General features: G+C 73.7%; 15 protein-coding genes. 8 read left to right on the forward strand and 7 right to left on the reverse strand.

Going from position 1 to position 22,332, the window contains the following annotated elements; genetic code table 11:
• The first annotated feature begins 121 nt into the window (after positions 1–121).
• Positions 122–787 (forward strand): SDR family oxidoreductase, encoded by a 666-nt coding sequence (locus CELF_RS17615; RefSeq protein ID WP_013772620.1) that lies wholly within the window; start codon positions 122–124, stop codon positions 785–787.
• Between the two features lie 53 nt (positions 788–840).
• Here CELF_RS17615 and CELF_RS19755 read toward each other — a convergent pair whose 3' ends face one another.
• Positions 841–4,680 carry a sigma-70 family RNA polymerase sigma factor gene (locus CELF_RS19755; protein WP_013772621.1) on the reverse strand — a complete coding sequence of 1,280 codons (3,840 nt, stop codon included), beginning with the start codon at positions 4,678–4,680 and terminating at the stop codon, positions 841–843.
• Positions 4,681–4,893: 213 nt separating this feature from the next.
• Here CELF_RS19755 and CELF_RS17625 point away from each other — a divergent pair, with 213 nt between their 5' ends.
• Entirely contained in the window at positions 4,894–5,667 is a 774-nt protein-coding gene (locus tag CELF_RS17625; protein WP_013772622.1) for a hypothetical protein, read from the forward strand.
• A gap of 145 nt (positions 5,668–5,812) precedes the next feature.
• Positions 5,813–6,682 carry a phosphotransferase gene (locus CELF_RS17630; protein ID WP_013772623.1) on the forward strand — a complete coding sequence of 290 codons (870 nt, stop codon included), beginning with the start codon at positions 5,813–5,815 and terminating at the stop codon, positions 6,680–6,682.
• A gap of 93 nt (positions 6,683–6,775) precedes the next feature.
• Here CELF_RS17630 and CELF_RS17635 read toward each other — a convergent pair whose 3' ends face one another.
• Entirely contained in the window at positions 6,776–7,075 is a 300-nt protein-coding gene (locus tag CELF_RS17635; RefSeq protein ID WP_013772624.1) for a DUF1540 domain-containing protein, read from the reverse strand.
• A 401-nt stretch (positions 7,076–7,476) separates the two neighbouring features.
• Here CELF_RS17635 and chvE point away from each other — a divergent pair, with 401 nt between their 5' ends.
• The 5 genes from chvE to CELF_RS17660 all read left to right on the forward strand — a co-directional run bounded on the left by chvE (position 7,477) and on the right by CELF_RS17660 (position 13,639).
• Positions 7,477–8,634 carry a multiple monosaccharide ABC transporter substrate-binding protein gene (gene chvE / locus CELF_RS17640; RefSeq protein WP_013772625.1) on the forward strand — a complete coding sequence of 386 codons (1,158 nt, stop codon included), beginning with the start codon at positions 7,477–7,479 and terminating at the stop codon, positions 8,632–8,634.
• 123 nt (positions 8,635–8,757) lie between these two features.
• On the forward strand, positions 8,758–10,293 hold the full coding sequence (gene mmsA / locus CELF_RS17645) for a multiple monosaccharide ABC transporter ATP-binding protein (RefSeq protein ID WP_013772626.1): 1,536 nt from the start codon (positions 8,758–8,760) through the stop codon (positions 10,291–10,293).
• A complete protein-coding gene (gene mmsB / locus CELF_RS17650; protein ID WP_013772627.1) occupies positions 10,293–11,474 on the forward strand; it encodes a multiple monosaccharide ABC transporter permease in 1,182 nt (393 codons plus the stop codon). The genes mmsA and mmsB overlap by 1 nt, the downstream gene beginning before the upstream one ends.
• Before the next feature lie 132 nt (positions 11,475–11,606).
• Complete coding sequence (locus tag CELF_RS17655; RefSeq protein ID WP_013772628.1) at positions 11,607–12,821, forward strand: ROK family transcriptional regulator; 1,215 nt, start codon at positions 11,607–11,609, stop codon at positions 12,819–12,821.
• A gap of 38 nt (positions 12,822–12,859) precedes the next feature.
• Positions 12,860–13,639 (forward strand): ATP-binding cassette domain-containing protein, encoded by a 780-nt coding sequence (locus CELF_RS17660; RefSeq protein ID WP_041553606.1) that lies wholly within the window; start codon positions 12,860–12,862, stop codon positions 13,637–13,639.
• 27 nt (positions 13,640–13,666) lie between these two features.
• Here the strand turns inward: CELF_RS17660 and CELF_RS17665 are convergent, their stop codons facing one another.
• From CELF_RS17665 to nrdD, 5 genes are all read right to left on the reverse strand, one after another.
• Positions 13,667–14,116, reverse strand: coding sequence for a hypothetical protein (locus CELF_RS17665; RefSeq protein ID WP_126297883.1), 450 nt, complete (start codon positions 14,114–14,116; stop codon positions 13,667–13,669).
• Between the two features lie 107 nt (positions 14,117–14,223).
• Entirely contained in the window at positions 14,224–18,195 is a 3,972-nt protein-coding gene (locus CELF_RS17670; RefSeq protein ID WP_013772631.1) for an Ig-like domain-containing protein, read from the reverse strand.
• 196 nt (positions 18,196–18,391) lie between these two features.
• A complete protein-coding gene (locus CELF_RS17675; protein WP_013772632.1) occupies positions 18,392–19,150 on the reverse strand; it encodes an acetoacetate decarboxylase family protein in 759 nt (252 codons plus the stop codon).
• 151 nt (positions 19,151–19,301) lie between these two features.
• Positions 19,302–19,919, reverse strand: a complete 618-nt coding sequence (nrdG, locus tag CELF_RS17680) for an anaerobic ribonucleoside-triphosphate reductase activating protein (RefSeq protein WP_013772633.1) — start codon at positions 19,917–19,919, stop codon at positions 19,302–19,304.
• 1 nt (position 19,920) lies between these two features.
• Entirely contained in the window at positions 19,921–22,236 is a 2,316-nt protein-coding gene (gene nrdD, locus CELF_RS17685) for an anaerobic ribonucleoside-triphosphate reductase (protein ID WP_083835758.1), read from the reverse strand.
• Positions 22,237–22,332: the final 96 nt, after the last annotated feature.

Raw genomic sequence — 22,332 nt, forward strand, 5'->3', positions numbered from 1 at the left:
CCGCGCTGCCGGACCTCGCGACGGTCTGGGGGACCTGGAGGTCCGGCAGCGCGAACCACACGCCGCGCCGTGCACGCCCCTCCGGTCGCAGGTCCCGTGACCGCTGCCTACCGTGGACGGCATGCGCATCGCCATCGCGGGAGGTCACGGCCAGGTCGCCCGGCAGCTGTCCCGTGCGCTCGCCGCGCGCGGCGACGTGCCGGTCGCGCTCGTCCGGCAGCTCGGGCACGTCCAGGACGTCGTCGAGGACGGTGCCGAGGGCGTCGTGCTCGACCTGGAGCGGAGCAACGCCCGGGACGTCGCCGAGGCCGTCGCGGGTGCGGACGCGGTGGTGTTCGCGGCGGGCGCTGGCCCGGGCAGCGGTGCCGAGCGCAAGGACACCGTCGACCGCGGGGCCGCTGCGCTGCTCGCCGAGGGCGCCGAGCAGGCGGGCGTGCGGCGCTACGTGCTGGTGTCGTCGATGGGAGCCACGAGCTCCCCGGACCCGGGCACGGACGAGGTGTTCGCCGCCTACCTGCGTGCCAAGGCGGCCAGCGAGGACGACCTGCGGACGCGGGACCTCGACTGGACGATCGTGCGGCCCGGCCGGCTGACGGACGGCGAGCCGACGGGCACGGTCCGGCTCGATGCGCACGTTCCGTTCGGCGAGGTGACGCGCGCGGACGTGGCGGGGGTGCTCGCGGCGGTGCTGCACGCGCCGCTCACGGCCGGGCTGGTGCTCGAGCTGACGGCCGGCGTGGTGCCCGTCGAGGCGGCCGTCGCGGCCGTCACCGAGCCCGCGGACTGACCCGCCGCCCGGCGCCGACGAGGCGCCGACGAGGCGCCGACGAGCGAGGCACGTCAGCGCGGGGCCGACCTGCCGACCGGGTCGGTGCGCAGCGTGACGACGCCGACGAGGTACTGGTCCCCGCTCGTCGTCGCGACGAGCGAGCTCACGCTGCCGCCGAGGTTCACGGGCGCGAACGACTTCGCGTCGACGCCGAGGGAGTTCGGCAGCCGCCAGCCGCGCGCGGTCGAGTCGAACGCGTTCCCGGTGCCCGACTGCGGCGTGGAGCCGTCCCACCGCTGCGGCACGAGCGCACGCTGGCCGTCCAGCAGCAGCCGGTCGCCGACGGCGGTGCGGTCGCCCTCCCACCCGACGACGCCGATCCGCGCGCTCGTCCCGGGCTCGGCGGCGAACTCGAAGACGGGCGGCTGCGCGCCGGTCCCGATCCAGGCGGCGCCGTCGTACACGGTCACCGAGGCGTCGGTGCCCGGGTCGGAGTAGACGACGACGAGCGACCAGCCGGCGTAGTAGGAGCGGTTCGGGTCGGTGCGGGTGGCCCGGACGGCGACGTCGGCGACGGACCAGCGCCCACCGCCCTCCGCGGCGACCTGCCGGGTCACGTCGGCGAACGACTGGTAGTAGCGCCGGCCCTCCTTGTCGCTCACGACCCGCACGTCGTCCGCGGCAGCCCGGACGGTCTCGTAGGCGGTGCCGGGGCCGCGCAGCCGCGCGGTGTCGAGCGCGCCGCTGAACTCCTCGCCGGGGCCCACGTTCGCGGACCAGTACAGCCCGGCGAACGCGATCTCGCGGCCCGTGGGCACGTCGAGGGTCGCCGCGGACGAGACGGGCAGCGCGGGGCGCGTGCCGTTCGCCCAGGGGACGTCGGGCGCCTCGTCGAGCTCGACCATGTCGAAGCTGTTGTTGTCCCGGTCGCCGTTCTGCAGGGCCGACGCGCACGTCGTGACCGACGCGGGGCAGGTCAGCAGGGGGGCGCCGACCTCGGTCACGGCCCAGCCGCCGTCGACGTGCACGCGCGGCGTGAGACCCGCGGACGACGTCGTGACGGGCGCCGACGCGGACACCGGTGCGGCGCCCGGCGCGCTCGCGTCGACCCGGACCGCGCCCCGCGCGCTCCCCGACCAGCGCACGCCGAAGAGCGCCTCCACCGTTGATCCGGCGGAGGCGACGTCGACGGTGCAGCGCACGTGGCGCACATCGACCGCGACGCAGTCACCCGCCTCGGGCCCGACGCTCTCGGGGTCGACCCGCAGGGCGGCGGGCAGCGTGACGGTCGCGACGACTCCCTCCGCGTCGGCGGCGGTCGCTCCCCCGGCGACGCTCACGCCGAAGGAGACGGTGCCGGTGCCGCCGAACTCCGACAGCACGACCGTCGGCGCGGCGACGGACAGGACGGGTGCCGTGGCGCGCACGGCGACCCGGTGCTCGGGCGTCGGGTCGGCACCGGCGGCCTCCGCACGCACGACGAGGTCGCCCAGCGCGCCGACCGCACCGACGTCGGGCACCACGCGAGCGCTGATCGCGGCCGTCTGACCGGCCGGGAGCCCGTCCCGCGTGCACGTGATGTGCGCCTGGTCGGTGGGGCCGCACGCCCAGCCGGGCACCGGAGCGGGAGCCCACGTCGTCCCCGCCGGCCGCGTGAGGTGCGCGACGAGCCCGGTCGCGGCGAGGTCGCCGCGGTTGGTCACGGCCAGCGTCGTGACGACGTCACGGCCACGCGCGAGGGTCGTCGACGTGTCGCCGCTGACGGACGGTCGCGCCGGACGGACGACCTCGAACGCGAGCGCGAGGTGCTCGGGCTGCCGGACGCCCGTGGGCTGCAGGTCCAGGCCCAGGGTCCGCTCGCCGACCTCGGCGGGCTCACCCGCGGTGAGCAGCAGCCCGAGAGGCGCGGCCTCCCGGACCCCGAGCGGTGCGATCGCGCACGTCACCGCCTGGTCCTGGGGAACGCCACGGCACGACCAGTCCGCGCTGCCGGGCGCGAGGGACCACTGCACACCGCGCGGCAGGTGCAGCGTGGCCGTGGCGGGTGCGCCCGTGACCGCCGTGCCGCCGAGGTTGGCGAGGTCGAGGTCGAGCCGCCCGGGACGGCCGGAGACGAGCGTGAGGGGCGCGGGGACGCTGCGCAGCGCGAGGCGCGCGGGGGCGGCGTGGACGCGCAGCGGGATGGGTGCGGGACGGTAGGAGATGCCCGTGCCGTGCACGCTCACGCCGACCTGCGCGTCGGCGCCGTCGTACGACTCGTCGATCGAGACGCGCAGGACGAGGCGCGCGAGGGTCGACGGCGGCAGCTCGTCGAGCGTGCAGCGCACCACCCCGCCGCCGGACCCGCCGGCGCACACCCAGCCGCCCGCGGCGCGCACCCCGAACCGCCCGGCCGGCAGCGCCTGGAGCGCCACGTCGGCGATGCCGTCGAGCGAGACCCCGGTGGGCAGCGTGACCTCGGCGACCAGCTCGGTCGCCGTCGTGCCGCCGGAGTTGCGCACGCCGATCGTCAGGTCCTGCCCGGCCACGCCGGCGGCGAGCACGAGCCCGCCGTCGGGAAGGTCGAGGGACACGTCCGCGGGCGGGACGGGATCGGGCTCGGTCGTGGGCTCGTCCGCGGGCTCGGGGTCGGTGACGACGGTGTCGTCGTCGGGCGTGGTCGTCCCGTCGTCGTCCTCGGCCAGGATCGTGCCGTCCAGGTCGGCGTCGGGCGTGGGGATCGCGGACGGCGAGGGGCCGGGCGTGGGCGTCGAGGGTGTCGGTGCGGGGGTGGCGGTGCCCGTGGGCGCGACGGTCTCGGACGACGCGGACACCGACGGCACGGGTGCGGCCTGCGGCTCGTCGCCCGTCAGCAGCCCGGCGACGCCCGCGACGGTCACCGCCCCGAGCACGACGGCACCTGCCGCGACGGCCACGGCCCCCAGCGGGATGGCCCCGAACAGCGCGGCGGCACCTCCCGCGGCTGCGGCACCCGCACCGGCCCCGGCACCGGCGCCGACCGCGGCGGTCGTGCCGGTCGCCGCGGCGGTCCCGGCGGCCGCGCCGCCCGCCGCCCCGCCGCCCGCGCCGCCGCCGGCCGCGGCCGCGCCGGCCGCGAGCCCGCCGCCGACCGGAAGCAGGTGCGCCAGCGCGCCCAGGCCTGCGATGCCGAGGACGAGCGGCGCGACCACGGCCCGCATGCCGTGGTTGACGTCGCCGAGCTCGAGGACGAGGGCGCGGCAGTCGCCGCAGCCCTCGAGGTGCTTCTCGACCTGCGCGTTCTCGCGCGTGCCGAGGCCCCCGCGCACGTAGGAGCCGAGCTTGGCGGCGGTGCTGCGGCACGTCTCCTCGAGCGGGTCCTGCAGGTGCTGCTGGAGGTACGCCTGCCGCAGGCCCTCACGCGCTCGGTAGGCGAGCGCCGCGACGCCGTTGGCGGTCAGGCCGAGGATCGGCGCGATCTGCGCGGGCGTGAGGCCCTCGACCTCGGAGTGCCACAGGACGGCCTGCCAGCGCTCGGGCAGCGAGTGGAAGGCACGGGCGACGACGCCCCGCTCGAACCCTTCGAGGGTCGGCTCGTCCGCGGTGCCTGCGAGCGCCGTGCCGGCCTCGAGCGTCCCGATGTCGTCGGTCGGCACGACGCGACGCGCCTTCTCGCGACGCTCGGTCGCGGTCCGCCGGACGACGGTGAACAGGTACGCGCGGAACGCGGACTCGGGCCCGTTGCCGCGCTGGAGCGCCCCGTGCACGGCCGCGAAGGCGTCGGCGACGACGTCGTCGGCGTCGTGGCGGGTGTCGGTGTACTGCCGCGCGACGACCCATGCGGCGCCGGCGTGCCGCTCGTAGAGGGCCCCGAACGCGTCGGCGTCACCGGTGCGCGCGGCGGCGATGAGCTCGGCGTCTGCCATGACGCCGTCGCTGAGCCGCGCGTTCACCACCACGACCTGCTCCCGTCAGCGCATCCTTTTTTCCCGAGCGCACAGCCTGCCACAACGGACGGATCGGGTGTCCAGAGCCCAAACACCCAAATTCAACGTACGCGACGAACCGCTGTCGGCACCTCCCAGGGTGGCGGGCAAGCGCTCGCCCTGCGGGTGAAAACACCCGGACCCGCGTCACGGACCGCGGGCCGGCCCCTCTCATCCCGCGTGACGACGGACATCGGCAGGGACGACTCCGCCCGCACCGCCCTGCGGGAGCTGTGGCGGCACGAGAGTCTCGGCTCCGTGTGGCTGCGGCCGGCGGACTGGTACCACCCCGCGGTGGACGACCTCGCGGTCGCGGTGCTCGACGAGTGCGACCCCACGGTCGCCGCCGAGGAGCTCGGGCGTGCCCGTGGGTACGACGGCGTGGGGATCGGCGAGACGATCGACGACCTCGCGTGCCTGTACCGGTCGCGCGGGGCCGAGCAGCCCCCGCTGACGGCGGTGCGCGCGCTGTGCGACGGCTGGGCCGACGCGCAGGCCGCCGCCGTCGCGGTCGGGACGTCGCTCGACCCGGAGTCGGGGCTGCCGACGCGGCAGTACCTGGCCGTCCGGCTCGCGGAGACGTACCTCGACGCGACGCGCTCGGGCGTGCCGGCCGACGAGACCCACCACCTGGTGCTCGTGGACGTGGCGGCGGGGGTGGTCGACCCGTTCACGCGTGCGGCCCGGTCGGCGGCCGTGGGAGCGGCCCTCACGGCGACGTTCGGCGAGGGCCACCCGATGGCGACGCTCGGCGGCGGGGTGTTCGCGGTGCTCGCGCGACGCCAGGACCCGCTCGACGAGGCGACCGAGCACCTGCGGGCCGAGATCGCCCGGAGGGTGGCGGTGCTGGAGGTCGCGGCGGCGACGCGGCAGCCCGTACGCGTGCGGGCCGAGCGGCTCCCGGCGACGGCGGAGGAGGCGGTGCACGCGCTGCGGCGCGCGGCGCGACCCTGACGTCAGCGGTCCGGGTGCGTCCCGGACAGGCGTCCACAGGGTCAAGACGGTTCCTGTGACGGTTCAACCGTTGTACCGCCGCAGGTCAGGCGCGCGTCTGCTCGCAGGTAGGGACAAGTCGGGTGAATGCGTCTACCGTCGATGCATGAACCCTGCCGAGCTCGCTCCCCGCGACCCTGCTTCGCCAGAGGATCCCGCGGCCCACCCGACGACAGGTGGCGCGTCCGCAGGCGAGCACGAGGTCCCCACGCAGCCCCACCACCACCCCGGCCTGCCGGAGCTGGACGTCGACCTGACGTCGGACGCCCCCGGCCCGCTGCTGACGAGCGGCACGTTCGCGGACGTGTTCGCGCTCGACGACCGCCGGGTCCTGCGGCGCGACCGCAACGGGCGCGACGCGTCCGGCGAGGCCGACATCCTGCGGCACGTGGTCGCGCACGGGTTCCCCGCGCCGACGGTGTTGCACGTGGACGGCCCGGACCTGGTCGCGGAGCGGCTGCACGGGCCGACGCTGCTGCAGGCGATGACGGCCGGCGAGGTGTCGCTGCACGACGGAGCGGCGATCCTGGCCGACCTGCACCGGCGGCTGCACGAGATCCCCGCCCCCACGGGGTGGAGCGACCCGCGGTCGCAGTGGCCGCACGTGAGCGGCGGCCCGACGGTGGTGCACCTGGACATCCACCCCGCGAACGTGATCCTCACCGAGGCGTACGGCCCGGCTCTGATCGACTGGTCGAACGCACGGACGGGCCCGGCGGAGCTCGACGTGGCGCTGACGGCGCTCATCATCGGCGAGGTCGTGGTGGACGCGGGCGGCGAGTACTCGTCGGCCGCCCGTGCGCTGCTCGCGGCGTTCCTCGGCGCAGCCGGGCACGACTTCGTCTCGGCCCTCGGGGACGCGGCGGCGCTGCGCGCGCAGGACCCGTCGCTCGTGGCGGGCGAGCGCGAGCTGGTCCCCGCGTCGGCGGCACTGGTCCGTGACCTGGTCGCGGTGGCCGCCCCGCCGCACGACTGACCACGCACTCTCCCCGAGCACGGCCCCCCGAGCACGACGAGAGCCGCCCCCGTCAGGTGGGCGGCTCTCGTCGTGCGGGGCAGGTGCCCGGCGTCAGCGCGGGGTGTAGGTGAGGCAGTCGGCCAAGTCGTGGCCGGCGCCCACGCGCACCGACTCGGCGGAGCACTCGAGCGCGGAGTTGTGCACGCAGTCCTGGCGCTGGCAGGCGCCCACGTGGGTGACGACCTTCTCGAGCCCGCCCTTGACGCCGAGCGGGATGAACGTCGCGCACGCGGCGTCCCCGTCGTGCCCGGCGATCGTGATCGCGGCGGCGTGGCAGTGGGAGTGGTCGTTGTACGAACAGCCGGCGACCGAGCACTCGGTGACCGGGGGCAGGTCCATCAGCGTGCTCATGGGACGACCTCCGAGGGGTGGCGAGTCCTGCAGGGACGTACCCGACCGACGCTAGACCCGCGCCGGGGACCCTGCCTAGGAAGGCAGGCCTGCCTCACCACGGCGCCCTGGGGCGAACTCACCCGCCTTCCCACCCGTCCTCGGGTGGCGCTCGCGGGACGTCCGTCCCACACGTCCGGGTCCGCCCGCCGCCGTTATGCATTCGAGACTCAAATGACTCCCGCTCGTCTTGACTTCGGTTGTCGAACCCAGGAATCTGATGCGTGCTGCCGGGCGAGGTCGCCCGTCGATCAGGTCTCGGCAGCCGGGACCGCGCAGCGAGCGGGGCACTCCCGCGGTTCGCACGAACAAGAAAGGTCCGCCGAAGGGCGGCCCGTCTCAACGACGAGAAGGAGTGGACGATGCGACGCAAGCTCACCATCGCCGCCATCGGTGCAACGCTGGCCCTCGGGCTCGCCGCGTGCTCGGGCGGCGGCGCGGGCAGCACGGACGGTGCGAGCGAGGGCTCGGGCGGCGGCGGCGAGGGTGGCCTCGTCGGTGTCGCGATGCCCACGCAGACCTCCGAGCGCTGGATCGCCGACGGCGACGCCGTCAAGAAGGGCCTGGAGGAGGCCGGCTTCGAGGTCGACCTCCAGTACGGCAACGACGACATCCCGACCCAGCAGTCCCAGATCGACCAGATGATCACCAAGGGCGCCAAGCTCCTGATCGTCGCCTCGATCGACGGCACCGCCCTGGCGAACCAGCTCCAGGCCGCCGCCGACGCGGGCATCCCGGTCATCGCGTACGACCGCCTCATCCGCGACAGCGAGAACGTCGACTTCTACGTCACGTTCGACAACTACAACGTGGGCGTCCAGCAGGCCACGTCGCTGCTCGTCGGCCTCGGCGTGCTCGACGAGGACGGCACGGCCGTCCCCGAGGTCACCGGCCCGTTCAACGTCGAGCTCTTCGCGGGCTCGCTCGACGACAACAACGCGCACTTCTTCTGGAAGGGCGCGATCGACACCCTGCAGCCGTACATCGACGAGGGCGTCATCACGGTCCCGTCGGGCCAGACGGACATCGAGCAGGCCGCGACGCTGCGCTGGCAGCAGGAGACCGCGCAGAAGCGCATGGAGGACCTGCTGACCTCCACGTACGGTGGCGGCACCAAGCTCGACGCCGTGCTCTCGCCGTACGACGGCATCTCCCGCGGCATCATCACGGCGCTCCAGAACGCGGGCTACGGCCCGTCGCGCTCGGACGCCAACCCGATGCCGGTCGTCACCGGCCAGGACGCTGAGATCGCCTCGGTCAAGCTCATCCAGGACGACGTCCAGTTCTCGACGATCTTCAAGGACACGCGCAAGCTCGCCGAGCAGGCCGTCGTCTCCGCCGAGCAGTTCCTGGACGGCGAGGACCCCGAGGCGAACGACACCGAGACGTACGACAACGGCGTCAAGGTCGTTCCCTCGTACCTCCTCACGTCGGACATCGTCTACGCGAACAACATCCAGTCGCTGCTGATCGACACCGGCTACTGGACCGCGGAGCAGGTGGAGAAGGGCCAGGCCTGAGCCACCCTCCCGGGCTTCACGCCCGGACACCGACCGGCCGGCGCCACCACCCCCCGGCGCCGGCCGGCCGGCCGGGCGAACAGCCCATCGGACCAGAGCTAACAGAGAGGCGGTCGCACGCGGATGAGCACCATCCTCGAGATGCAGTCGATCACCAAGACGTTCCCTGGCGTCAAGGCGCTGCAGGACGTCAACCTCGTCGTCCAGCGTGGTGAGATCCACGCGATCTGCGGGGAGAACGGCGCCGGCAAGTCGACGCTCATGAAGGTGCTGTCGGGCGTGTACCCGCACGGCACGTACGACGGTCGCATCCTCTTCGAGAACGAGGAGGTCGCCTTCGGGTCGATCAACGACTCGGAGGACAAGGGCATCGTCATCATCCACCAGGAGCTGGCGCTCGTCCCGTACCTGTCGGTCGCCGAGAACATCTTCCTGGGCAACGAGCAGCGCGGCGCGGGCGGCCTCATCGACTGGAACCTCGCCAACGCGGAGGCGGCCAAGCTGCTGGCACGGGTCGGGCTCGACGAGCTCCCCGTCACGCCGGTCGGCCAGCTCGGTGTCGGCAAGCAGCAGCTCATCGAGATCGCCAAGGCGCTCTCCAAGAAGGTGAAGCTGCTCATCCTCGACGAGCCGACCGCCGCCCTGAACGACAACGACTCGGAGCACCTCCTCGACCTGCTGCGGCAGCTCAAGGACCACGGCATCACCTCGATCATGATCAGCCACAAGCTGAACGAGATCGCCGAGATCGCCGACTCCACCACGATCATCCGCGACGGCCGCACGATCGAGACGCTCGACATGAAGCGTGACAACGTCACGCAGGAGCGGATCATCAAGGGCATGGTCGGTCGCGACCTGGAGCACCGGTACCCGCCCCACGAGTCGAACGCGGGCGCCGAGGTGCTGCGCGTCGAGGACTGGACCGTGCACCACCCGACGCAGCCCGACCGCGTCGTCGTGGACCACGCGTCGTTCTCCGTGCGCGCCGGCGAGATCGTCGGCATCGCGGGCCTCATGGGCGCCGGGCGGACCGAGCTGGCCATGAGCCTGTTCGGCCACTCCTACGGCAGCAACATCAGCGGCCGGGTCTACAAGAACGGCCAGGAGATCCGGACGCGCACCGTCGACGAGGCGATCAGCCACGGCCTGGCGTACGCGACCGAGGACCGCAAGAAGTACGGGCTCAACCTCATCGAGGACATCCGGACGAACATCTCGGCCGCGAGCCTGCGCAAGCTCTCCCGTGGCGGGTTCGTCAACGGCAACGAGGAGATCAAGGTCGCCGAGGAGTACCGGCGGTCCATGAACATCAAGAGCCCGACCGTCATGGCGCTCGCCGGACAGCTGTCCGGCGGAAACCAGCAGAAGGTCGTGCTGTCCAAGTGGATCTACACCGACCCTGACGTGCTGATCCTCGACGAGCCGACGCGTGGTATCGACGTCGGCGCGAAGTACGAGATCTACACCATCATCAACGCGCTGGCCGACCAGGGGAAGGCCGTCGTCGTCATCTCCTCCGAGCTGCCCGAGCTGCTCGGTATCTGCGACCGCATCTACACCCTGGCGTTCGGCCGGATCACCGGTCAGCTGCCGCGGGAGCAGGCGACGCAGGAGAGCCTCATGCAGCTCATGACCAAGGAAAGGGAGAACGCCTGATGACTGCCGTCGCGGGCCTCAAGGACATCTTCACGCGCAACCTGCGCACGAGCGGCATCTACATCGCCTTCGTCGTGATCGTCGGGCTCTTCACCATCGCCACCAACGGCATGCTGCTCAGCCCGGGCAACCTCACGAACATCGTGCTGCAGTACTCGTACATCCTGATCCTGGCCATCGGCATGGTCATCGTGATCATCGCCGGGCACATCGACCTGTCGGTCGGATCGGTCGTCGCACTGACAGGCGCGGTCTCCGCCGTCCTCGTCATCAAGAACGGCGCACCGTGGTGGATCGGCGTGCTCGCCGCCCTCGCGGTCGGCATCGTCGTCGGCGCCTGGCAGGGCTTCTGGGTCGCGTACGTCGGGATCCCGGCGTTCATCGTCACCCTGGCCGGCATGCTGCTGTTCCGCGGCATGACGCTGCAGGTGCTCGACAACATCTCGCTCTCGCCGTTCCCCGCCGAGTACCAGAAGATCGCCGGTGGCTTCCTCAACGGCATCCTGGGCGGCAACGGGTTCGACGTCTTCACCCTGGTGATCGCGGCGCTCGCCCTCGTCGGCTACGCCTTCAGCCAGTTCCGCTCGCGCCAGGGCCGCATCAAGTACCAGCAGGCCGTCGAGTCGTTCCCGCTGTTCGTGCTGCGCCTCGTGCTCGTCTCGGCGGTCGTCATGGCGTTCGCCTACCAGCTGTCCCGCAGCCGCGGCCTGCCGATCGTGCTCATCATCCTGGGCGTCCTGATCCTCGCCTACACCACGGTCACGACGAAGACGGTCTTCGGCCGCCACGTCTACGCCATCGGTGGCAACCTGCACGCCGCCCAGCTGTCCGGCGTCAAGGTCAAGAAGATCAACTTCTGGATCTTCGTCAACATGGGCCTGCTCGCCGGTGTCGCCGGTGCCGTCTACTCGTCCCGCTCCAACGGGGCCCAGCCGGGCGCCGGCAACATGTTCGAGCTCGACGCCATCGCCGCCTGCTTCATCGGTGGCGCGTCGACGACCGGTGGTGTCGGCCGCGTGACCGGCGCCATGGTCGGTGGTCTGATCATGGGCGTCATGAGCAACGGCATGCAGCTCATGGGCATCGACCAGTCGGTGCAGCAGATGGTCAAGGGCCTCGTGCTGCTGCTCGCCGTCGCGTTCGACATCTACAACAAGCGTCGCGCGGGCGCTACCCGCTGACGTACCGCACGCGGCCGGGTCCGTCAGCACCACACGTGCTGCGGGCCCGGCCGTCGTCGTTCCGGGGCCCCGAACCGCCAGGGCTCCCCCCGCAGGTCAGGTAGGCTCCCCGGCGTGGAAGGACGGTAGACCGTGGCCGGTTCCCAGACCGCCCTGCGCGAGGCGAACCGCGCTGCCGTCGTCGACACCGTCAAGCGCCACGGGGGCCTCACCCAGGTCGAGCTCGTCGGCGCGACAGGGCTGTCCGCCGCGACCGTCTCCACCATCGTCAAGCAGCTCCTGGCCGACGGCGTCGTCGAGACCCGGACCACCACGCGCAGCGGACGCCGCGCCCAGCTCGTCACCCTCGCCCACCGCGTCGGCCTCGCCGCCGGCGTGCTCGTCGGGCAGCGCCACCTGCGCGTCGCGATCGCCGACTTCACGCACCAGGTCGTCGCCGAGCGCGTCCTGCCCATGCCGCACGAGCACCGCGTCGACACCTCCCTCGACCGCGCCGCGCTCCTCGTCGTCGACCTGCTCGAGCGGCTCGGCCTGTCCCTCGACGACGTCGTCGGCATCGGCGTCGGCCTGCCCGCCCCCGTCGACGAGGCCACCGGGATGATCTCCGTGCGCGGCGTCATGCGCGGCTGGGACGAGGTGCACGTCGCGCACGTCCTGTCGAAGCGGCTGTCCGTGCCCGTGCACGTCGACAACGACGCGAACCTCGGCGCGCTCGCCGAGAGCACCCGCGGCGCCTCCCGCGTCTACCGCGACAGCGTCTACGTGCGCGCCTCCTACGGCACCGGCGCCGGCATCGTCATCAACCACCAGCTGCACCGCGGCTTCGCGGGCACCGCCGGGGAGATCGGGCACGTCCAGGTCGACCCGCAGGGCGACATCTGCCGGTGCGGCAGCCGCGGGTGCCTGGACACCGTCGTCGGCGCCCGTGCCCTCGTCGAGCCCCTGCGGGCCACGCACGGCAACCTGACCCTGCGCGACGTCGTGCAGCGCGCCAACGCGGGCGACCCCGGGTGCGCGCAGGTCATCGCCGACGCGGGCGCGCAGATCGGGGCCGTCGTCTCCGGCCTCGCGATGGCCGTGAACCCGCAGTGCGTCGTCGTCGGCGGCGAGCTCGCGGAGACCGCCGAGATCCTGCTCGACCCGATGCGCGAGGCGATCCGGCGCCGCGTGCTGCTCAACCAGATCGCGCCGCTCGAGGTGCTCCCGGCCGAGCTCGGCGGGGCCGCGGAGGTCGCGGGCGCCATCGCCCTCGTCCTGCAGCACTCCGACGTGGACCTCGACCCCCGCTCCGACGCCGACGACGGGGTCGACGCGTCCGACGGGCAGCTCGGGGTGGGGGCATCATGACAGGAGGCAACGTGCACGACGGAGAGCAGGTGAGGTCGATGGCGACGACGCCGCGGACCCCGCTGCTGTCGATGAAGCAGATCACGAAGCGGTTCAACGCCGTCGAGGCGCTCGTCGGCGTGGACCTCGAGGTGTACCCGCACGAGGTCGTCGCGCTCGTCGGCGACAACGGCGCGGGCAAGTCGACCCTGGCGAACATCGTGTCGGGCGTGCTCACCCCCGACGCGGGCCTCATCGAGCTCGCGGGCGAGCCCGTCACCATCGGCTCCCCGTCGGCCGCGCACGCGCTCGGCATCGCGACCGTGTTCCAGGACCTCGCCCTGTGCGACAACCTCGACGTGACCGCGAACCTGTTCCTCGGCCGCGAGGTCACGGCCGGCGGCTCGATGCTCCGCGACGGCGAGATGGAGCAGATCACCAAGCGGATCCTGCACGACCTCAACAGCCCGATCCCGTCGGTCAAGACCGAGCTGCACGCCCTGTCCGGAGGGCAGCGGCAGGCCGTCGCGATCGCCCGGACGCTCATCGGCAACCCGCGGATCGTCGTGCTCGACGAGCCGACCGCCGCGTTGTCCGTCGCGCAGACCGCCGAGGTGCTCACGCACATCGAGCGCCTGCGCGAGCTGGGTCTCGGCGTGATCCTCATCAGCCACAACATGGTCGACGTGCGGGCCGTGTCCGACCGCATCGAGGTGCTGCGGCACGGGCGGAACAACGGCTCGTTCGACGCGTCGACCGCGAGCTACGAGTCGATCCTCGCCGCGATCACCGGCGCCACGACGTACGGGGACGGGCGGCCGGGGCTGCGGCTGGCCTGACCGCGTCGGCGCACGGCCCGCCGCCGGTCAGGCGTGCGGGTCGGCGTCGCGGTCGCGCAGCAGCTTGATCGGCAGGCCCGCGATGGTCGGCTCCGGCACCGGCAGCGTGTCGAGGCCTTCCGGGGCGGCCGGGAAGCCGTCCGCGGGCTCCTCCCCCACCCACACCCGCCAGATGTCGCCCGACGGGTGCACGACGCCCGGCACGACGACGACGGCCTTCCGGTCCGGCAGCTGCGCCGCGAGCGCCGCGACCCGGTCGGGCGGCACGAAGCCCACGACGACGTTGCGCCACGACAGCACGAGCCGGTCCCCCGCGCCGCGGTCGACGTGCAGCTCGGCGCGCAGCGGCTGCGGCACGGCCCGCTCGCGCACGTCGAGCGCGGCCACGATCGAGGTCTGCAGCGCGGGCGCCTCGGCGGCGAGGAAGCCGTCGGCGACGAGCGCCTGCACGTGGGGTCGACGGCGGAAGGGGCGCACGCGCCCAGTATCCCCCGCCGACGACGCCGCCGGCCGGGACGCGACGAACGGCGCCGCCCCCGGGAAGGAGGCGGCGCCGTCGTCGCTGCGGTGCCCGTGCGCGGACGTCAGGTGCGGACCGCGTCCCCGCGCCGCCGACGCACGAGCACGAGCGCGCCGCCGACGAGGACCAGCGCGAGGGCTGCCCCGGCGACGCCCGCGGCCCGCGCACCGGTGGTCGCGAGCGAGCGGACGGCGAGCTCGAACGCCAGGACCTCGCTCACCACGCCGTCGGCGTCGGTGACCGTGTACGTGACGCGCGCCGTGCCGGTCCAGCCGGGCGCCCCGACGAACGTGAGGCGACCGGTCGCCGGGTCGAGGCGCACGGTGCCCTGGTCGGCCGACGGGCCGCTCACGAGCGTCCACCCGAACGGGCCGCGGCCCTCGGGCGTCGGCAGCGTGACGGTCGTCGACGCGCCGGGCTGCGCCGGGGCGGTCGCCGTCGCGGGCGCCGTCGGGGCGACCTCGAGCGTGACCGTCTGCGGCGCACTCGGCAGGCCGCTGCCGTCCACCACGCGGTACGTCAGCGTGACGCGACCGCTGTAGCCGCGCCCGGGGACGAACCGCAGCTTGCCCGTGACCGGGTCGATCGTGGCCGTGCCCTGCGCAGGCGACGGGCCGTCGACCAGCTCGTACGTGAACGGGCCGGTCCCGACGGGCGTCGGCAGCGGCGTGGTGACCGGGCCGCCGACCGTCGTCCGCACCGGCCGTGACGGCGAGCCGGTGGGCGTGCCGCCCGTCGGGGCCGCGAGCGGCGCGATGGTGAACGTGACGGTCGCCGGTGTCGCCGGGGTGCCGTGCGCGTCGATCGCGCGGTAGAGGACGTCGACCGGTCCGGAGAAGCCGGGCGCGGGGACGAACGTCACGACGCCGGTGGCCGGGTCGATCGTCGCGACGCCCTGCGCGGGCGTCGGGCCGGTCACGATCTCGAACGTGAACGGCCCGGTGCCGGTGGGCGTCGGCGTGGGGCCGTGGAGCGGGGTGCCCGCGGTGCCCGGCTGCTGCGCGGTGGTGCCCGTGCCGCCGTCGGGGGCGGTCGGGTCGACCGTCACCGTGAGCGTCGCCGGGTCGCTCGTGAGCCCGTCCGCGTCGGTCACGGTGTAGACGACCGTGAGCGGGCCCGAGTAGGACGCGGCCGCGTCGACCGTCACCACGCCGCCGTCGAGCGTGACCGCACCGGCCGCCGACGGCGTGCTCGAGAGCAGCGCCCACGTGAACGGCCCCGTGCCGGTCGGGACCGGCAGCGTCACGTCCTGGGCGGTGCCGGACGCCACGTCGGCGGCGGCGTCGTGCGCGGCGGGACGGACCCGCAGCGTGACGGGGGCGACCGCGCTGTCGAGGCCCGACGCGTCCCGGACCGTGTACGAGCCGGTGAGGACCCCGCTCACGCCTGCCGCGGGCGTGACCGCGAGCCCGCTGCCCGTGACGGCGAGCGTGCCGGCGCCCGGTGCGAGGCCCGCGGCGACCGCGGGCACGAACGGCCCCGTGCCGACCGTCGCGGTGGGCGTGACGACTGTCGCGACCGGAGTCGCCGACGCCACGGCGTCGGCCGTGAGGGCCGGCGCGACGGGGGCGACGACGAACGTCACGGTCTGCGTCGCGCTCGCGACGCCGTGCGCGTCGCGAGCCGTGAGCTGCACGGTGAACGTGCCCGAGCGGCCCTGCGCGTCGAGCGTCACGCGCCCGTCGGACGCCACCGAGGTCGTGGTGCCCGTGGGCGTCGTGCGCGTCCAGGTGACGGGACCGGTGCCGCGCGTGACCGGGGCGCTCGCGACGACGGTGCCGTCCGCGGTGCCGACGGCGGTGGCCACCGCACCGAGGTACGGGTGGACGACGACGTCGACCTCGGCCGCGTCGCTCGTGCCGCTGCCGTCCGTGACGGTGTAGCCCACGGAGTACGTGCCCGAGACGCCCGTCGTGGCGACGACCGTGAGCTCGCCCGTGGGCGTGAGCGTCGCCTGCGCGCCGCCCAGGTCTCCCGAGCCGACCAGCGCGTACGTCAGCGTCCCCGAGCCCGTGCCCGACGGCAGCGTGCGGGTGAGCGTCGCCGCGCCCGCGGCGTCGAGCGTCGTCTCCGCCGCGTCGTCGGCAGCGACAGGACGGACCAGGACCGTGAGCGTCACGGGCGCGCCGAGCACGCCCGTGCCGTCGGCGACGCGGTACTCCACCGTGGTCGAGCCGCTGAAGCCCGCCTCGGGCGTCGCGGTGACGACCGGGCGACCCGCGCCGTCGACGACGACCGAGGCGCCGCTCAGGCCCGCGCCTCGGCTCGTGACCGCCGCCGTGAACGGACCGGTGCCGAGCGGCGTCGGGAGGGTCGCGACGGCCGGCGTGCCCGCCGACGTCGTGACCGTGCCGCCGGTCGCGACCGGCGCGACGACGAGCTGGACCGTCGCGATGTTGCTCACGCCGCGGGCCGCGTCGGTCGCGCGGTACGTCGCGCGGACCGTGCCGCTCGCGCCAGCGACGGGCGTGACGACGAGCCGGCCGTCCACGACCGCGACGGAGCCGACCCCCGGCGTGTCCTGCGAGACGACCTGGAACGTGTACGGGCCGGTGCCGACGACGGACGGGTCGATCGAGACGGCGGCGGGCGACGCGGACGCCGTCACCGCCGCGGCCGTGACCGGCGCGACCACCGGGCTCCAGCGCACCGTCGCGGTCGCCGTGTTGTTCGCGGCGAGCGTCGGGTCGTCCGAGGCGCTCGTGACGGTCGCCGACATCGACGAGGTGCCGCTCGTGCCGGTCGCCGTGCGCGTCAGGGTCACGCCGACCGGCGGGAACGTCGTGCCGGGGTCGACCGCGGTCGCGGACGTCCGCGTGCACGACGCACGCGTCGTCGTGCTCGCGGTGCAGTCCCACCCGGCACCGGCGGGCGTGCCGAGCTCCGCTCCCGCGGGCGCGTCGGCCGTGACCGTGACGGGCTCGCCCGCCGGGACGGGCCCCGATGCGGGGTCGGTGCGCGCCGTGAGCGTCACCGTCGCGGCGTCACCGCTCGGGACCGTCGAGGCCGTCGAGGTCAGGGCGAGGTCCGAGCGGATCGGGTTCACCGACTCGACCGTGAGGAAGTTGATCTCGTGGAAGTCGTTCTGGCCGCCCGTGGACGCACCCCACCCGAACTTGAACGTCGGGGTGCTCGCGAGCAGCGCGGGCTGGTCGACGACCGTGACCTGCGTGCCGTCGAGGGACACCCGCACCTTCGGCGACGGCGTGCTCGGCGGGTCGACGACGATCCTGACCTGGACCGGCGTGGGCCGGGTCGCACCCGACCGGTGGTTGAGCTGCGGCGCCGGAGCGGCCGCGCCGAGCAGGCAGTAGCCCGTCTTGCCGTTGCCGGGCCCGCGGACCGCGACGGTGTTCTTCTGCAGCGTCGAGGCGGCGTACGTCGTCCCGCACGTCGCGGTGTCGTTCGTCTCGACGGTGTAGTTGCCGTACACGTCGAGGCCGATGCCGAGCAGCGCGTGCGCGACGCCGTTGGAGCCGGTCGTCTGGTGGTGGTAGCCGAGCGAGCCGCCGAACGCACCTGCGGAGCTCAGCGTGTACTGGCCGTCGGTGAGGAAGAACGTGATGCCGTCCGCCTGCGTGCCGCCGTACTGGTACTCGTTGAACGTGATGTCGAGCCCGGCCTTGGTCGGCAGCGCCTTGTCGTAGAGCAGGAAGCCCGCCTGGTTGTTCACGTTCGCCGTGAGGCGCAGCGTGCCGTTGCCTGCGGCGTCCGCGGCGCCGCCGCAGCCGGGGATCGGCGTCGTGGCGGTGCTCGAGCCCGCCGTGAGGCACGGCCGGTAGTTCGTCCCGCCGACGACGTAGCTGCTCGCCACGGTCGTCGCCGACTTGAAGTCGTCCTGCAGCAGCAGGGTGCCCGACCCCGCCGCGCCCGCGAGCGGCGGCCGGACCACGGCGAGCAGTGCGAGGAGCAGACCGAGGACGACGACGCCCACGACGGACGGCAGGAGCACGGGGACGACCGAGGCGCGGTGGCGCGGTCCCTCCGCACGCTGGAGAGCGCCGCGCAGCGCGCGGGCAGGGGACAGCAAGGGCATGGGTGTCCTCGAGGTGGCGTGGCGTGGCGCGAGCGACGGTCTTCTTCCGTCGTCTGGACATCGACACGTCCGACGGCGAGTTGAGCGCATGTCCAGGTGAGGGCCCTCACGCCTGATCGGCCCAGCGCTCACCCGTGCGTGGCTGACGTTGCGCCGTCAGGGTGGCGCGGTGCCACCGCCGTCCGCCGTGGTGCCGTCAGACGGCGTGGACGCGCCGCCCGAAGACGACCGTCGCGTCCGTGACCGCGACCGACGCGACCGGGCGCAGGCCACGCAGGTGCGCGAGCGGGCCGCCCTCGGGGAGGTCCCACCGGACCGCGAGCCGGCGCGGCGTGCCCGTCACCGTGTTGTGCGCGACGACGCCGGTGCCGTCGGGCCGGCGCTGCGCCGTCGGCAGGGGCAGCACGACGGGCACCGGCGAGAGCCGGGGACCGACGCGCGCCGTGAGGCGCGCGATCGGGCGACCGTCGGCTGCGCGCACGTCGGTGCGGATCCGCGTGCGCGGTGCGTCCCGGCTCGGGGCGCCCGCACGACGTGCGGTCGTCCCGCTGCCGAGCGGCTGCTCGGACCGTCGCACGACGGCGAGGTCCTTGGGGATGCCCCACAGGTCTCGGCCGCCCGCACGCGACGCGGTGCTCGTCACCCAGATCTGCGGGATCGTCACGCGCGGCCCGCGGCCGTCCGTCGTCAGCGCCGCGACGAGCAGCTCGTCGTACGCGAGCACCCCGCCCGGCGCGTACCGCGCGACCGCGAGCCCGACGAGCAGCGCGCCGCCGACGGGCACCGCCTCGCAGCCGTCGGGCAGCGCGTGGGCCAGCCCGGCCAGCCGCTCCTCGGGCACCCGGAGGACCGACACCAGCAGGTCCGCCCCGAGGAACCACGGCCCGGGCGGGTACGCCGTCCCGTCAGCGGCCCGCAGCCAGCCGTCGCCCGCGGGCCCGTCGTCGTCGCTCACCGGTGCTCCTTCCGCTGCGCCCATCGAAGCAGACCGCGCGGCGGCTTCCTGTGCGGGACGATCAGCCCGGCGACGCGTCCGGAGCGGGCTGCCCCGCCGCTCCCGCGGCGACGGCCCCGGCTCCCGCTGAGTCGCCCGACCGCCCGTCGGCTCAGGGCACGGCGACGCCGTCGACGCCCGCACCGACCGGCACGGCGTCGACCACTCCGGCCCGCGGGACCGCGCGGCCTGCGGCGAGCGAGGCCGGGACGTCGAGGACCCGCTGGTTGCGGCTCCCGCGGAACGCGAGCGTGAGGTCGCGCTGGGCGAGCTCGAACCGGCCGTCGACGAGCACGTCGAGCTCGGACAGCAGCTCCGCCTTGTCGTCCTGCCCGTCGGCGACCTCGGCGAGCAGCTCCTCGAACGTGTAGCCCGTCCAGCACCACACGTCCTTGGCCCGGCCGTGCTCGGCGCGCAGCCGGCGCACGACCCGCAGGCACACGCCCGTGCCGAGGAACGGCTCGCCGCCCAGGAGGGACAGGCCCTGGACGGCCTCGTGCGCGAGGTCCGCGGCGATCCGGTCGGCGAGCGCGTCGTCGAACGGGACGCCGTACCGGAACGACCACGCGGCCTCGTTGAAGCACCCGTCGCACGCGAACGGGCAGCCCGACACGTAGAGGCTGCACCGCACCCCCTCGCCGTCGACCATGCCGAACGGCTGGTAGTCCGCGACGCGGTCCTGGCTCAGCGCCGACGCGCGCCACTGGCCGACGGCGGGGGTGCGGGTCACGTCACTCGCCCTCGCGGCCCGCCGCGAGGGCCGTCGGACCCGCCAGGTGCTTGACGCGCGAGGAGATCTCGACGTGCCGTCCGTGCACCATCGGGCGCTGCTGCGGGTTGCCCAGGTAGCCGCACGTGCGCTTGACGACGTCGCAGGTGCGCGGGTCGGTGTTGCCGCACGCGGGGCACATGAACCCGCGCTCGGTCGGCGTGAAGTCGCCCGTGAAGTCGCACTCCAGGCAGTGGTCGATCGGGGTGTTGGTGCCGAGGTAGCCGACGCGGTCGTACGCGTAGTCCCAGACCGCCTCGAGCGCCTTGGGGTTGTGCTGGAGCACGGGGTACTCGCAGTAGTGGATGAACCCGCCCGAGGTGAACTGCGGGTAGTCCTGCTCGAAGTCGAGCTTCTCGAACGGCGTCGGCGCCTTGCGGACGTCGTAGTGGAACGAGTTCGTGTAGTAGTCCTTGTCGGTGATGTCCGGGACGCGGCCGAACTTCTTCGTGTCGAGCCGGCAGAACCGGTCCGTGAGCGACTCCGAGGGCGTCGAGTAGACCGAGAACTGGTACCCGTGGCGTGCGGTCCACTCCTTCGCGCGCGCGGCCAGCGTGCGCAGCACCCGCAACGTGAACTCCTTCGCCTCGGGGTTGCCCTCCCAGTCGCCGCCGTAGAACGCGGCCGCGGCCTCGTACAGCCCGATGTAGCCGAGGGACACGGTCGCGCGGCCGTCGCGGAACAGCGCGTCGACGTCGTCGTCCGGCGCGAGACGCTGACCGAACGCCCCGTGCACGTACAGGATGGGCGCGTTCGCGGGCACGGCCTCCTTGCACCGGCCCACGCGGTACACCAGCGCGTCGTGCACCGTCTCGAGTCGCTCGTCGAGCAGAGCCCAGAACGCGTCCAGGTCGCCCCGGGTCTCCAGCGCGATGCGCGGGACGTTGAGCGTGACGACGCCCAGGTTCATGCGTCCCTCGACGACGTCGTTCCCGTCCTCGTCGGTCCAGCCCTGCAGGAACGACCGGCAGCCCATGGGGACCTTGAACGAGCCGGTGATCTCGACGATCTTGTCGTAGCTCAGCACGTCCGGGTACATGCGCTTGGTCGCGCACTCGACGGCGAGCTGCTTGATGTCGTAGTTCGGGTCGTCCGCACCCAGGTTGACGCCGCGGCGCAGCGTGAAGATGAGCTTGGGGAAGATCGCCGTCCGGCGCTCCTTGCCGAGGCCGAGGATGCGGATCTGCAGGATCGCGCGCTGGATCTCCCGCTCGAACCAGCCCGTGCCGAGCCCGAACCCGACCGACGTGAACGGCGTCTGCCCGTTGGACGTGAACAGCGTGTTGATCTCGTACTCGAGCGACTGCATCGCGTCGTAGATGTCCTTGCGGGTCTTCTCCTCCGCGTACGCGCGGCGCCGCTCGGGCTCGGACACCCACTGCTCGGCGTCAGCCAGGTGCTTGGCGAAGTTCCGCTCCGCGTACGGCGCGAGCAGCTCGTCGATCCGGTTGACCGAGCAGCCGCCGTACTGGCTCGACGAGACGTTCGCGATGATCTGCGAGATCTGCGCGGTCGCCGTCTGGATGGACCGCGGCGGGTCGACCTGCGCGTTCCCGATCCGGAAGCCCTCGGACAGCATCGTCCGGAAGTCGATGAGGCAGCAGTTCGTCATCGGCGCGTACGGGTGGTAGTCGAGGTCGTGGTAGTGCAGGTCGCCCTTGGCGTGCGCGTTCGCGACGTGCGGCGGCAGCATCCGCAGACCGATCGCCTTGCCCACCGCGCCGGCGGTCAGGTCGCGCTGCGTGTTGAAGACGTCGGCGTCCTTGTTCGCGTTCTCGTGGACGACCGAGGAGTCCTTGCCGACGAGCTGGCCGATCGAGTGGTTGACGTCGAGCGCCTTGGACCGGGCCAGGTCCCGCTGGACGCGGTAGTCGATGTACGCCTCGGCGACCTCGTACTCGCGCGCCTCGAGCAGGGTGTGCTCGACGACGTTCTGGATCTCGTAGATCCGCACCTCGCCCGTGAACCGGGCGGCGAGCTCGGCGTCGATGCGCTCGACGAGCTCCGCGATGGTGAGGTCCTGCAGCGGGCCGAGCAGCCCGTGCACGTGGGCGAAGGCCCGCCCCAGCGCGCTGTGGACCCGGATCGGGTCGAAGGGCAGCACGCGCCCGTCCCGCTTGCGCACGACCAGCCCCGCGGCGGTCGAGGGGGACTGCGTCGTCCCGCCCCGTGTCTCGACCAGTCCCGCGCCCTCCGGCACCACCGTCGTCACGCCACCCACCCCGTTCTGCTCCTCGGCACTAGATGTAGTGCCGAGAGCAGCCTTCCAACCCCACATGTGGTGGTGGTGGGACCTACGTCCCGGTCCCGTGTTCTGCCGTCCCGCCGCCGCGGAAGTTCACCCGAACGCCCCGTCGAGCGGCGGGCAGGACGC

Source organism: Cellulomonas fimi ATCC 484 (assembly GCF_000212695.1).
In the GTDB taxonomy this organism is placed as follows: domain Bacteria; phylum Actinomycetota; class Actinomycetes; order Actinomycetales; family Cellulomonadaceae; genus Cellulomonas; species Cellulomonas fimi.